Raw genomic sequence first — 12,339 nt, 5'->3', positions numbered from 1 at the left:
TTTCATATATGTTAATTTGTCCCCACAACTTACAAAAAATATCAATCCATCCCTAAATCGTTGGTAAATGTACTAGTTAAGAAAATTTCATCGACGTCTACTCCGCTATGTTCCATGGTAATACCCATTACTGCAATTTTCACTTCAAATACATCTGATAAGTTACTAAAATCAATTAATCGCATATAATTTAATGCACCAATGCAGTCTATAAGCCTTTCAACATCATTGTCTAAAAAAGGAGGTTTAGACTCAAAAATCGTCATTCCTAAAAAATTTCTCTTCTTTTCCAGAATGCCTAAATCGCTTTTGTTCAACTTAGGCAGTTTATAAGTAATTAGATATTCGATGCTATTCCAGTGTTTTTTAATATCCTCTTTAGGAAGTACTTCTTTTAATATAGTATTCCATTCGAGTGATTCTGTAATCAAACCTAAATCGAAAAAAGCAGTATTTACCTTAGAAAATAAGGTATTCTTTAACTCACTTTGTTCAGAATCTATATTGAGTTTTGCGCAAAGCCACTCAATTACATCACTCACTGTTGATACTTTCCCTGCGTCTGCATCAGGTATTTGCACTTTAAATTTATCTTCAAAAGCCATTATCAGCTCTACTGTATCTAACCCCATAATTAGTTTCAATTTAATAAATCAAGCGAATATTAGTTACAAAGCTTTTAGCTAAACTTCATTAAAAGTTTATATAACCATTCTGTGTTTTCAGAAACATTTTCCTAGATTTAAAATAAATTAAACAATCATTCAATCTATTTTAAATGTCTACTCGCAGAAAATTTATACAGAAACTAGGGCTTGCTGCTGGAGCAACTGGTGTACTTGCTCATGATACATTTGCATCTTCAAAAACAGATATACAAACCAAAAAAGCGAAGCGGGTTTTAAGAATTGCCCACATCACCGATGTGCATTTGCTAGCTCAACCAAAATCTGAAAATGCGGTTATCACCATGTTTTCAGAAATTAAAAACATGAAAGATCAGCCTGATTTTATTATTAATACAGGTGATACAATTATGGATGCCAACAATCAATTACCAGAAACGGTGGAAGAACGTTGGAAAGCTTGGCATAAAGTGAGTGAGCACAATGCTTTTGAAACATTCCATTGTATTGGAAACCACGATGTTTGGTACTTGCCTAAAGAGAAAAAAGAGCAATATAAAGACGATGAGCGACTGGGCAAAAACTGGGTTTTGAATGAATTGAAAATGAATAATCGCTATTATTCTTTCTCAAGAAATGGCTGGCATTTTATCTGTCTCGACAGTATTAATTATGGAGAAAATGGCGTGCATTTAGACGAAGAACAATTAAACTGGCTAAAAAATGAGCTAGAAAATATAGATTCTAATACACCAGTTTGTGTGTATTCTCATATCCCGATTTTGTCTATCACTTCTTTTACATACTACCTTAATAGAAAACCAGCACCAGAAGTACAATTCCCAAGAGGTGATATGCACTCAGATTACAATGAATTGAAAGCACTATTCTACAAACACAAAAATGTAAAACTTGCTTTGAGTGGGCATAACCATTATATAGATGATGTAGCATATTTGGGAACTACTTATATGTGTAATGGAGCGGTTTCTGGCAATTGGTGGAGCGGTGATTTAGATGAATTCCCTCCGGCTTATGCCATTATCGATTTGTATGAAGATGGCACAGCTCAAAGAGAGATGGTTTATTATAATTGGGAATAGTCAGATACGATTTGATAGAAGAAATTAATTAGCTGAATATTCTCGATATATTATGAGGTTATCTAGGTGAAAATTCAGCTATTTTTTTTTTCACTATTGATTATAAGTCAACTAAGCTGTTCTACCTCCTTTATTGATTTCATTATTTCGTAATGCTTATTTTTTACTGCTAAATCATAAGCTGTATTTCCCCATGCATCTTTTATACTTATATCTACTCCTTTACTTATAAGCAATTTCGCGGTTTTAACATAGCCATAAATAGCCGCTTCATGCAATGCAGTTCTTCCTGTTTGAGTATCAACAAGGTTAACATCAACTCCTAATGTTAAAGCATTTTCCAACATCTCTGGATTTTTCACTAATCTAGTTAATGGAAACTCTTTTAATTCAGCTCCATGCTCGATTAACAGTTTAGCTATTTCTATTCGATTATATTCTAAAGCAATCCAAAGCAGAGATTCAGTTGTAATTGGATGACGCAAATTAGAGTTTACTCCATTATCCAACAACAATTCTACTATTTCTTGAGAATCATTTGTAATTGCATCAAATATCGCTGTGTTACATTCCGAACCAGAATTAAGGTCGACTGAAAGGTCGCTTGAAAGGTCACCTGAAAGATTGACTCCTTTACGAATCAACCTTTGCACTTTTTCTATATCATTTGTAAGACTTGCATCAGCTAAGTCACAATAGAAGCAATATTCATCATCAGATTGCTGCATACATTTTACTTATCAAAAGGATACAATTTATTAATTGGTCCATACTGATAATCAAGTGCATCTAATCGAGTAGTACCTACCCATGAACCAGGTGCATCTACTACAAGGATAGTTTTTGCATATCCGGTTTCGTCAAATCCTCTTCTAAAATGCACTCTCGATTTCACAACAAACACCTGATATTTGTCTGGATCAATTCCACCAAAAGCCAACTCTTCTGGATATAAAATTTGCTCGTAAGCTGGCGTGATAATTAAAAGGTTATTATTACCAAAGTCTATAGCAGCAATATTCTCATAATTCCACTTAGGTCCGAAAAAGACTACTTTTCCTTTAATACGTACTGGTTCTCCTGCATGCTTTCCGGTAAAACCACCCACTTCCATATCGAAATCATCTCCGGGTTTCGCATTTTCTGCTTTTAGTTTATCCAAAACTCTTTCGTCTCGCAAAGTGGCATAAAGCACGCCTTCCACTTTTTGATCAATAAGCTCTTTTAAAATCCATGTTGCATCTCCGGGTCTGTCTGAATGATCACCCAAAGCCACAGGAGTGTTCCCATTTTTAATTGCTTCTACAGTTTGCTTTACAGCATCAACTGGCATTGGATATGAGCCGCCTGCAAACTCTTCGCGCACTCGCCAAATATATTCTGCCATATCATCTGCAATTGAATCTGCCAAATGCTGATCGTTGTTGGTAATTACATGCACAGTGGCTCCAATATCTGGCACATCAGACCAAGGGAAACCATAAAAAACACTCACATACGTATCTGGTAGTCTTGCTTCCCATCTTCTTGCTCTTTCCATGATATCCATAGATGGAGTTTGGCCCGTCCACTGTAAAACTGTTGCTGTAACAACTGGTGGTTTTCTGGTAGCTGTAGTTGCTTTGTAATTGCCTTTAATGGCGCGATAGATAAAGTTTGCTGATCTGCCACCTTGTATAAATGCATCATAATGTGGATATCTTTTAGTTACAAAAGCCGCATCAGACCACTTTAAAAATTCTTCGTCTTCGTTGCCATGCAAATCGAATGAGCCAGCAATTGGCACATCTTCACCTACTAATTCTCTCACTCTTTTGGCTATTTCTGCTTCTGGTCGTGGCACATCTCTCACTGCCATTGCCCCATGTAAAGCCAGATAAACTCCCTGAACCGGCATTTTAGATTTTAGGTCATTCAAAATCATGGTCATAAAATGCTCGAAACTTTCTTTGCTATTCCAACTTCTAGAAGAACCGCCAAAAACATCGTCTGGCGATTTAATACCCACTAAGTCTACATCTATATATTGTTCGGCAGTATGCACAAAACCTTTTACATAACTATCTGCTTTTAGCACTTCTTCTTCGTTTAAGAAGTCTTTGTTTTTTGTCCAGTCTGCTATTTCTGTATCACCACCCGGACAAAAAGTACAGGTTTCATGTTGGTAGCGGATTACTGCAATTTTTAATTTCTCTGTTTCAGGTGCTTTTGGCTGGCTGCAACTTTGAAATATGAATGCTAATGCAATTGATAATAGGTAGCGTAAAGTCTTATTCTTCATTTGTTGAGTTTTAATTTTTGATATTGAGTGATTTTAAAATTAAAACTAAGCAAGCTTAATTGTACATTATCGCTATGAAAAATATAAATCCGATGGTATCCCCATTCGGTTTTTAACTAAATTTTATTAAGTTTGACTTATTAAAATCTCTTTATAAGAAATATCACCCATCCACTAAAAGCCGCTCTGGCTTTTCAAAATCAGCTTATCGACTTCAGATAAGCTAATAAAATCTATGTCTTAATTTTTATAAAGAGTAATATGAATACACATATTAATGAACCTGTTGCTGTAATTGGCGGCACTGGAAGATCAGGTAAATACCTTGTTAAGCACCTACTAGAAAAGGGATTTCAGATAAAAATGCTACTGAGATATCCTGAAAAACTTGATATTAAAAGTTCATCTATAGAAATAATTAAAGGCGATGCTAGAAACCCAGATTCAATTCAACAATTGCTTAAAGGTTGTAGTGCATTGATAAGCACACTAAACCAGCCTAAAGGCGAAACACCGATTTTTAGCGAAGCCACTAAAAATATTATTCAATCGATGGATTTGCTACAAGACAAAAGATACATTGGTGTTTGTGGGCTTAATGTTGATACTCCTTTTGATGAAAAAGGGCAACAAACGCAACTTGCTACCGACTGGATGAAGAGTAACTTCACAGAAATTTGTGCAGATAGGCAGCAAGAATATGAATTATTGGCAAATAGCGCTGTCAATTGGACATTGGTGAGACTCCCTCTTATTATTCCCACTGACGTTGATTGTGAAATTGAAGTAAGCCTGCAAGATTGTAAGAGTGATAAAATCAATACTATACCGCTTGCCAAGTTTCTTGTAGATATACTTGAAAATGAATCTTATGTAAAACAAGCTCCTTTTGTAGCTAATAAATAAAAATTAACCCAGTGAGTCGTATGGCTTGCTGGGTTTTCATTTTCTATTTATTTATTATAAAAGCACATACCCCACAACTCCCATTAAGATAATTGGGCTAGCATTTACACAGGCTTTTAAAATGCTGAAGTTATTGAACCTGCTTAGACCTATTAGCAATATTTTTACTGAAATCAACCAAATAAAGATGTAAAGCACATTAATAAGCAATAGCTCAACACCTTCAATATGGTGGAGTTTTCCAGATAAACCCAAATAGAGCACAATGGGTAACTTTAAAATAACTGGGATAAAAGTATAAGCCAACACACATCGCAAATCGACTATTTCAATTGTGCCTTTTAAAAGTTTGTTGAGCCCATAAAGTATAAAAGTAAAAATGTACTTACCAAATAAGAGACTTAGCAAAGCACCCATTACTATCGATAAAACCCAAAGTAAAATAATAAACTCATTTCCTACAGTAGTTTCAACACTAGCTAGATTTCTGTAGAAAGACTCAAACCCAGTTGACATACCAATTAGAATAAAAATCAAATTACAACGAGTATTTAACTTGTCTGCTGGTAGCTCATTTAGGTAGTTAAATGTTCTATTTGTTTTGAATATGATGTTGAAGGGAGATGGCATGTATGTGTAAAAGTTTATCTTATTATGAGGCTGAAGATATATCAAATTACTCTAGTTAATCATTTCATTTGTTCTTTTAACTTGACTTAAAAGAACCAAAAACTCAAGACTGTGGACAAATTGCCTAATTTTTCCCATGATTACTAAAAAATCTGTAACTCGTTTCACTCAAACACCAGATTTTTTCAAACGTAATCATTGCAAAAATTCTTAACGCAATTTGACCAAGGTCAACAATTTAAATTTCGAACACTTATCTTGAATCAAAACATTTTATTCGTCTATATTCTTTTGAACAATTAGCTGTTGAGAAATCAGTTCGAAAGCGCATAAATTCCCAAAATATTTTTCCTTTTTGTAAACACAACCACCATCAATACTGAATTTTGAAGACTGAGTTTGCATACTTTTCTCAATCTCTTTTACACTTTGGGTAAAGTGACCTGTAATTTGATTTTTCTCATAAATATTTTCTGGAAACTCTACATCAGAAAATAATGAACGTGTATCATTAGCAGGTGTACGAAATGAATTATTATCAAGAAAACCAATATGAGACAAAAGGTAATCATTTACATAAATGCAATATTCCATTTTGCTGCAAAGCTCAAGATAGGTTTCCAGATTTTCGTCTAGTAAATCAAGACTATTATAACTTTCCAGAAAACTTTCGAAATACTCAAAACCACAACCATAAGCCATTAAAAATTTGTGTTCATGGTTACCTCGAATCAGCTTTACGCTATATGATTGTTCTTGTAAGTGAATGATATAATCCAACACTTTTTTACTGTGGTTTCCTCTATTAATTAAATCTCCCAGAAATATAATCAAATCATTTTCGGTTGGTTTCAGACTTTCTTCTATCAACTTTTTTAGTGTGTAGAAGCAGCCATGTACATCACCAATTACATAAATTTCTTGCGATGAGTTACTATCAATTTTAATTTCTGGTGGCGTGTAAAAAGATGCTGGCATATTACCAAATATAGCTACTCTTTGCAGTATTTTAATTCAGGCAGAAACTTTCTCCACAAAAAATTGAACCTGCCTTAACCTCAGGTGTAGTACCTGATAGCTTTCCGGAAATGCACTTTCTTTTAAGTAAATTACTGATGATGCATAGAAAATTATTGATACTATTATTTACCATCTGCAGCATGAATATTTATGCTGCTAATCCGCCAGAAAAAATACCTTCTAAGTTAATAGAAGTACAAGCTACTGGTTGGTATGCTGAGCAAGTTCAATCTTGGAAAAAACATATTGCAGAACATCCGGATGACAAATCGGGTTGGCTAGAATACTACAAAGCTGCTGAATACGCAGGTTTATCATCTCAAGAATTAGAAAACCTAGCGCAACAAGTGAGCGAAAAGTTCCCAGACTCTTTTGAAGCGAATTATGTGAGTTTTAAACAATTAGGTTGGCAAAATGCAGGTATCACTGCCTTAAAAAATGCTTTACAAAAAGCAGCGAAATCTAAAAGTTTGGAAGCGAATCTGCAAGTAGAAAAAATGATGTTGGCAGAGTTGCAACTAGACAATACAAGTCGCTCAGCAATTGCTCAAAATATCTTCGACTCGAAAGCTATTCACACCAGTCTTTTAAACTATTCTTATAATGTATTAATGTCTGTTGGGTATAATGGCATTCTCGTAGTAAATGGAGAAGCAGCTACTATTCCAATTTGGATGCTACAAGATGTAATGGGTATTCGCAGAGATATTAAAATTCTCAATCTCGACCTTGCCGAAAATACAGCCTATCTTTCTGAGTGGTTAAAAATCAATCAGTTAAAAAGTAAAGAGGCAGAGAAAAGCATTACCATTATTAAAAACCTGCCGGAATTCAACCCAGAAAAAGAGTTTTACTATGCGCTTACACTTTCTCGCAATCAACTACACAACATCGAAGATCGATTGTATGTGGTTGGGCTTGCATCCATCCACAAAAACAGCAATTTCGACAATTACAGCACACTCAAAGAAAATATTGAAAGCAAATTTCTAATCGATTATCTCACTGTAGATTTTAACGGTGAACCCAAAACTGCGACTGGTCGGATCTATGAAAGCAATTACATCCTTCCCTTTTTGTTGCTAAAAGAATATTATGACAAAACAGGTAACAATGAGGCTTCGGAGAGGTGGCAGGAGTTAATTCTTTCACTGGCCGATCGCTCGCAAATTAAAAACAGGGTGAGCATGTTGCTTAATAAAAAACCGGGCAAACCACTGCAATCTTTTAAAAAAGTAGAGCTAGATATTAAAGAGCTAGATAAAAAACTGGTGAAAATTAAAGGCAATCTTTATGCTTCTGCTTTTGAGGTAAATAACAAAGAATACTGGTTTTATCTGAACTATCTTTTTAAGAATGGCTATAAAGAATTGTATGAAAAATCGGCAACTGATCTTAAAAAGTACGATGAGCTAACAGCTACTTTGCTCTCTAACTTCCATTACACACCAGAAAATTACGAGGCTGCACAAATCTCTAAGTACCCTATGGCTAAGAACTTGGAATTTCCTGCTATGGATATGAGCCATGAAGCTGCCAAAGCTTATTGCGAATGGCTCACAGTGCAATACAATCAGCAGAATAACAGAAAATACAAAAAGGTGCAATTTAGGTTGCCAACTCAAAAAGAATGGACAATGGCTGCATTGGGTTCTAAAGGTTTTACTTCGTGGAACTTAGAAGAAAATAGTATTACAGCACTTAAAGATTTTGAAAAAAACAAAAAAGTAGTGGCAACTTTTAACCTGGCAGAAAACACCGTGCTTTATCCTTGGTGGCAGTGGGGTTTAGAACATGGACGATCTATTAAAAACCAGAAGGGCTGTTACCTCGCCAATGTAAAAGTACCAGAAGATATCACTTGCCCTGCCGGCATAAAAGGTGATGGTTTTACAATGATGTCGCAAGTGGGTGCTTACTTTCCTAATGGTATGGGTTTATTTGATGTAATAGGAAATGTGGGAGAAATGATTGATATTCCGAATAAAGCGATGGGTGGTAGTTGGAACCACACTGCCGAAAAATGTACCATTACCAGTGTAAATCCTTACGATGGCGCAGATTCAAGTGTTGGTTTTAGAATTTTTATGGAGGTAATAGAAGAATAATTGAGACTCTTTAAAAACTATAAGAAAAAGTCTGATGAGCAATTAATGCAACTTGTACAACAAGGTGACAGTCAGGCTTTTTCTATTATTTACGACCGATATGCCCATCGGATAAAAGCCTTTTTTTACCGCATGCTCTGGGCTGATGACGCCAAGGCAGAAGACTACGTACACGATCTGTTTGCCAGAATTATTGAAAGACCTGAGTTATACCAAAGTGGTTATCCATTGTTGCCGTGGTTATTTCGAATCGCCTCTAACATGTGTAAAAATGCTTATAGAAAAAGACAGTTTGAGGTGGAATACTTGCAACAGATTGAGAAAAATAAAATGCAATTATCTGCTGTAGAGCAAAAGATGGATGAGGAAATTTTGCTAGATAAACTGCATCAGGTTTTAAAGAAACTGGGAGAAGATAAACAAGAATTGTTTTTACTGCGCTACCAACAACAGCTATCGACCAAAGAGCTGGCTAGTATTTACGTAACCTCAGAGGGAACTATTAAATCTCGCTTGTTTTATATTAGAAAAACTTTGCTCGATGTAATGGGTGAAGACAAAATTATTTGGGAAAATGGGAAATAAGTCAATTGAACTAATAGATCAGCTTTTAAAAACCAGAGATTTTAATGAGCTCAACGAGTTTGAAAAACTACTGGTAGAAGAGTATTTAGGTGGAAAACACATCTATCAGAAATATAGAAGTCTAGTTTTAGCAAGTTCTACTGAACACGAAATGCCTGTTAGCAGTTCTGTAAAGCAATCTTTAATGGCTAAAATGAAAAAACAAAACCAACCAGTTTGGGTAAAAGCTTTTAATTATAGATTGCCCGCTTATGCCAGTGCAGCAATAGCTGTTTTGCTTATGACGGTTATTTATTTGATACTGCCCACCAAAGAGGTTGTAGTTGAAAAAACGGTAGAAATTCCTGCCACTCCCATTACCGATACCGTGTTTGTACAAGGAAAAACCGATACCCTATTTATTGAGCGAAAAGTAGAAGTACCTGTGTACATTACTGTAAATGAGCCTAAACCAGAGCAAGAAGAAACAAACAGCAGCTTTACCGGAAAGACCCTAGCCGACCAGCAAGATATTAGAAGTTTGCTTGTAGGTTCGGAGTGAGTTGTTTTTGATAGCTTTTTTAAGATAAATCGTGAATTGATGTTAAATGCATACCTTTTTTCCTTGCTGTTCTTATTAGTTCTAATAATATAGATGTGATTTGATCTTTCTTTTCAATCGGAATTTCTCTAAACAAGGAATATTCATTAACTCCAATTGTTGAGGCTTCAAATGGAACAGATATTTCTTCTTCTATAGCATACAAATGTGTAATGAATACTCCTATTCTTAAATTTTTATTCCATGGCTGAATAAATGCTGTAGCTCCCTCAAATTCTTTAAAAAGTAAATTCCTATTTGACTTCCGAAGTTGAAAATAACCATCTGCGAAAAATTCCATTTCTTTGAGCTTGTTTACTTCATACTCATCATACGGTTTATTTACTTTTAATTCAATTTGATTCCAAACCTTTTTTATCAAATGAACCAACTGACTGGTAAAAACCAAACCTATAATTATAAAAACTAAATATGCGAAAATTCTAAAAGTTAAAAATTGTTCTAGTCCTAAACTTTTAGACATAAACCTCATAATTGCAATTGAGATAATATATAAACAGAACACAAGAGCTGTATTCTTAATACTTGATTTCATTATGAGCAATCTGTCATATTTTATTATAGGCCTGTTTGATTACTTTAAACTTTTTTTGAATTTCATTTCTTCACTTTTCCAATTGTAACTAGCAGGATTCAAGTTTACTACATCAGTATATTCAATACTTTTTGCTATTTCTTCAAACTTTGCCTCAAAAGAACTTTCTGAGGTGGTAATAAAAATCATATCAGAATTTATTACTCCAATTACTATATTTCCATTGAGCTGTTCACTTAACGAAGTTATAAATCTACTATCCAGTAATATACCTCCAACTAAACCTTGTTTACTTGACACTTGAAACATAACATCATTTGTTTCAGGATCAGACATGCCATTGACACTTACTTCATTATTACCAAAATTGACCATTGCCATCTCTTTAATTTGTTCTTCAGAGATTCCATAAATTTCAAGATGGTCTTTAAATACATAGTCAATTCCAATTCTTCCATTAGGTTTTTGTATTCTTTTACAAATGAAAATTCCTATCTGATCTCCTAAAGGAAAGTTTACTACTTTATTAAAGTATAAATCTTCATCATCATAGTTTCTTAAAATAGGAAAAAACAACAAACTATCGTCTTCTAGACTTAAGCTAACTTCACCATTAATATTTACTTGGCTAAAGCCTTCTTCCTGCTTAACTTTTAGCTTTTTCTTCTTATCCATTTTCTTTTGCGCATAACAATTTGAAAACACTAGAATGTAACCAATAATTATTAGATTTATATACCTCACTTTAGCTTATTTTTAAATCGATACTAGCATTTTTATAAAAAAACCAAGATCAAATGTAACAAAAAATAGCTAACTGAAATTTTTATACACAAAAGGTTAATTCTTTTTAACAATCAAAGAATCTGAAAAAATCACCTCAATCTTTCTCATTTTGCATAAAGTCTGGGAAGCCACTTGGCGTCCAGTGTACTACTCTGGCGCGGGTTGCTCGGTTAGGATCAGATAGCTCATGTCCTTGAATTTCTTTGTAATCGCGATCGTGGTAGATCATAATTACAGTTTCTCCATCTTTGGCTGTGGTAAAAGAGTTGTGCCCAGGCCCATATCTTTTAACATCTTCATTGGTATAAAAAACAGGTCCCGGTGATTTATTCCAATTTTTAGCATCTAACAAATCAGTATTTTCATCTATCCAAAGTAGACCCATACAATAATTGTGGTTAGTTGCACTTGCAGAATAGCTTACAAAGATTTTCCCATTTCTTTTAATTACCGCAGGGCCTTCGTTCACATTGTATTTCATTCGCTCCCAGCTAAACTCCGGCTCTGTTATCACTACTTCAGGGCCAGTTAGGGTCTTGTAGTCTTTCATCTCAGACAAAACCAAAGCAGTTCCATGGTCTCCCCCTCTTACATTTTGTGCCCAAATTAAATATCGTTTGCCATTGTGTTCAAACGTAGTAGCATCTAAAGAAAAAGAATCTATATCAGAAACGATTCTGCCTTCTTCTTTCCACTCTCCTTCTATTGGGTTATCTGACGAGTTTGATAATACCCACATTCTAATATTCCAGATATTTTCTACCTCACCCGCCGCAAAATAGATATACCATTTGCCATCTATTCTATGCAGTTCTGGCGCCCAAATGTGATGCCCCATCACTCCTTTCTCATGCTTTGCCCAAACTACTTTTTCCTGAGCCTCTTTTAAACCATTAATACTTTTCGATTTTCTAATTACAATACGATCGTATTCTGGTACTGTAGCGATAAGATAATAGGTACCGTCTTCTGCTTTGTGTACCCAAGGGTCAGCTCTTTTTTCTGCAATAGGATTATTAAATTCTATGTTTTGGGAAAAAACTTGTAGCTGAAATACAAATACCATTGCTAAAAGCACACTTATCTTTAATAATTTCATTCTATAGCTAATTTTTTTGATGCCAGTAAATATACCAAGCATCATTAATTGACAATAAT

13 protein-coding genes are annotated in these 12,339 nt (G+C 34.5%); 5 read left to right on the top strand and 8 right to left on the bottom strand.

Going from position 1 to position 12,339, the window contains the following annotated elements; all coding sequences use genetic code 11:
- Positions 1-41: 41 nt before the first annotated feature.
- The gene (locus OQ292_RS09885) at positions 42-632 is read right to left on the bottom strand and encodes an acyl carrier protein (RefSeq protein ID WP_284685896.1); all 591 of its coding nucleotides are present in this window, start codon (positions 630-632) and stop codon (positions 42-44) included.
- A 146-nt stretch (positions 633-778) separates the two neighbouring features.
- Between OQ292_RS09885 and OQ292_RS09880 the strand changes: the two genes are divergently transcribed.
- Positions 779-1,729 carry a metallophosphoesterase family protein gene (locus OQ292_RS09880; protein ID WP_284685895.1) on the top strand — a complete coding sequence of 317 codons (951 nt, stop codon included), beginning with the start codon at positions 779-781 and terminating at the stop codon, positions 1,727-1,729.
- Between the two features lie 107 nt (positions 1,730-1,836).
- Here OQ292_RS09880 and OQ292_RS09875 read toward each other — a convergent pair whose 3' ends face one another.
- On the bottom strand, positions 1,837-2,457 hold the full coding sequence (locus OQ292_RS09875; protein ID WP_284685894.1) for an ankyrin repeat domain-containing protein: 621 nt from the start codon (positions 2,455-2,457) through the stop codon (positions 1,837-1,839).
- A 5-nt stretch (positions 2,458-2,462) separates the two neighbouring features.
- Positions 2,463-4,010: a M81 family metallopeptidase gene (locus OQ292_RS09870; protein WP_284685893.1), complete on the bottom strand. Its 1,548-nt coding sequence runs from the start codon at positions 4,008-4,010 to the stop codon at positions 2,463-2,465.
- Between the two features lie 261 nt (positions 4,011-4,271).
- Here OQ292_RS09870 and OQ292_RS09865 point away from each other — a divergent pair, with 261 nt between their 5' ends.
- Positions 4,272-4,916 carry an NAD(P)-dependent oxidoreductase gene (locus tag OQ292_RS09865; RefSeq protein WP_284685892.1) on the top strand — a complete coding sequence of 215 codons (645 nt, stop codon included), beginning with the start codon at positions 4,272-4,274 and terminating at the stop codon, positions 4,914-4,916.
- A 54-nt stretch (positions 4,917-4,970) separates the two neighbouring features.
- Here OQ292_RS09865 and OQ292_RS09860 read toward each other — a convergent pair whose 3' ends face one another.
- Together OQ292_RS09860 and OQ292_RS09855 are read right to left on the bottom strand one after the other, a co-directional pair.
- Positions 4,971-5,546, bottom strand: coding sequence for a YIP1 family protein (locus OQ292_RS09860; protein ID WP_284685891.1), 576 nt, complete (start codon positions 5,544-5,546; stop codon positions 4,971-4,973).
- 273 nt (positions 5,547-5,819) lie between these two features.
- Positions 5,820-6,524 carry a metallophosphoesterase gene (locus OQ292_RS09855; RefSeq protein ID WP_284685890.1) on the bottom strand — a complete coding sequence of 235 codons (705 nt, stop codon included), beginning with the start codon at positions 6,522-6,524 and terminating at the stop codon, positions 5,820-5,822.
- Between the two features lie 182 nt (positions 6,525-6,706).
- Between OQ292_RS09855 and OQ292_RS09850 the strand changes: the two genes are divergently transcribed.
- From OQ292_RS09850 to OQ292_RS09840, 3 genes are read left to right on the top strand one after another with little or no spacing between them, the layout of a single operon-like run.
- On the top strand, positions 6,707-8,674 hold the full coding sequence (locus OQ292_RS09850) for a formylglycine-generating enzyme family protein (RefSeq protein ID WP_284685889.1): 1,968 nt from the start codon (positions 6,707-6,709) through the stop codon (positions 8,672-8,674).
- Complete coding sequence (locus tag OQ292_RS09845; RefSeq protein WP_284685888.1) at positions 8,675-9,259, top strand: RNA polymerase sigma factor; 585 nt, start codon at positions 8,675-8,677, stop codon at positions 9,257-9,259.
- Positions 9,249-9,800 (top strand): hypothetical protein, encoded by a 552-nt coding sequence (locus OQ292_RS09840; protein ID WP_284685887.1) that lies wholly within the window; start codon positions 9,249-9,251, stop codon positions 9,798-9,800. The genes OQ292_RS09845 and OQ292_RS09840 overlap by 11 nt, the downstream gene beginning before the upstream one ends.
- 19 nt (positions 9,801-9,819) lie before the next feature.
- Here the strand turns inward: OQ292_RS09840 and OQ292_RS09835 are convergent, their stop codons facing one another.
- The 3 genes from OQ292_RS09835 to OQ292_RS09825 all read right to left on the bottom strand — a co-directional run bounded on the left by OQ292_RS09835 (position 9,820) and on the right by OQ292_RS09825 (position 12,280).
- Positions 9,820-10,323 (bottom strand): hypothetical protein, encoded by a 504-nt coding sequence (locus OQ292_RS09835; RefSeq protein ID WP_284685886.1) that lies wholly within the window; start codon positions 10,321-10,323, stop codon positions 9,820-9,822.
- A gap of 111 nt (positions 10,324-10,434) precedes the next feature.
- The gene (locus tag OQ292_RS09830) at positions 10,435-11,070 is read right to left on the bottom strand and encodes a hypothetical protein (RefSeq protein WP_284685885.1); all 636 of its coding nucleotides are present in this window, start codon (positions 11,068-11,070) and stop codon (positions 10,435-10,437) included.
- A gap of 205 nt (positions 11,071-11,275) precedes the next feature.
- Positions 11,276-12,280 carry a glycoside hydrolase family 43 protein gene (locus tag OQ292_RS09825; protein ID WP_284685884.1) on the bottom strand — a complete coding sequence of 335 codons (1,005 nt, stop codon included), beginning with the start codon at positions 12,278-12,280 and terminating at the stop codon, positions 11,276-11,278.
- Between the last annotated feature and the right edge of the window lie 59 nt (positions 12,281-12,339).

The sequence above is a fragment of the Chondrinema litorale genome (assembly GCF_026250525.1).
In the GTDB taxonomy this organism is placed as follows: domain Bacteria; phylum Bacteroidota; class Bacteroidia; order Cytophagales; family Flammeovirgaceae; genus Chondrinema; species Chondrinema litorale.
This window is presented reverse-complemented; position numbering and strand designations above follow the sequence as displayed.

What these genes read in the sequence shown, in the direction of transcription:
- OQ292_RS09885 (WP_284685896.1), bottom strand. Translation starts at nt 632, where the DNA reads ATGGGGTTAGATACAGTAGAGCTGATAATGGCTTTTGAAGATAAATTT.
- OQ292_RS09880 (WP_284685895.1), top strand. Translation starts at nt 779, where the DNA reads ATGTCTACTCGCAGAAAATTTATACAGAAACTAGGGCTTGCTGCTGGA.
- OQ292_RS09875 (WP_284685894.1), bottom strand. Translation starts at nt 2,457, where the DNA reads ATGCAGCAATCTGATGATGAATATTGCTTCTATTGTGACTTAGCTGAT.
- OQ292_RS09870 (WP_284685893.1), bottom strand. Translation starts at nt 4,010, where the DNA reads ATGAAGAATAAGACTTTACGCTACCTATTATCAATTGCATTAGCATTC.
- OQ292_RS09865 (WP_284685892.1), top strand. Translation starts at nt 4,272, where the DNA reads ATGAATACACATATTAATGAACCTGTTGCTGTAATTGGCGGCACTGGA.
- OQ292_RS09860 (WP_284685891.1), bottom strand. Translation starts at nt 5,546, where the DNA reads ATGCCATCTCCCTTCAACATCATATTCAAAACAAATAGAACATTTAAC.
- OQ292_RS09855 (WP_284685890.1), bottom strand. Translation starts at nt 6,524, where the DNA reads ATGCCAGCATCTTTTTACACGCCACCAGAAATTAAAATTGATAGTAAC.
- OQ292_RS09850 (WP_284685889.1), top strand. Translation starts at nt 6,707, where the DNA reads ATGAATATTTATGCTGCTAATCCGCCAGAAAAAATACCTTCTAAGTTA.
- OQ292_RS09840 (WP_284685887.1), top strand. Translation starts at nt 9,249, where the DNA reads ATGGGAAATAAGTCAATTGAACTAATAGATCAGCTTTTAAAAACCAGA.
- OQ292_RS09835 (WP_284685886.1), bottom strand. Translation starts at nt 10,323, where the DNA reads ATGTCTAAAAGTTTAGGACTAGAACAATTTTTAACTTTTAGAATTTTC.
- OQ292_RS09830 (WP_284685885.1), bottom strand. Translation starts at nt 11,070, where the DNA reads ATGGATAAGAAGAAAAAGCTAAAAGTTAAGCAGGAAGAAGGCTTTAGC.
- OQ292_RS09825 (WP_284685884.1), bottom strand. Translation starts at nt 12,280, where the DNA reads ATGAAATTATTAAAGATAAGTGTGCTTTTAGCAATGGTATTTGTATTT.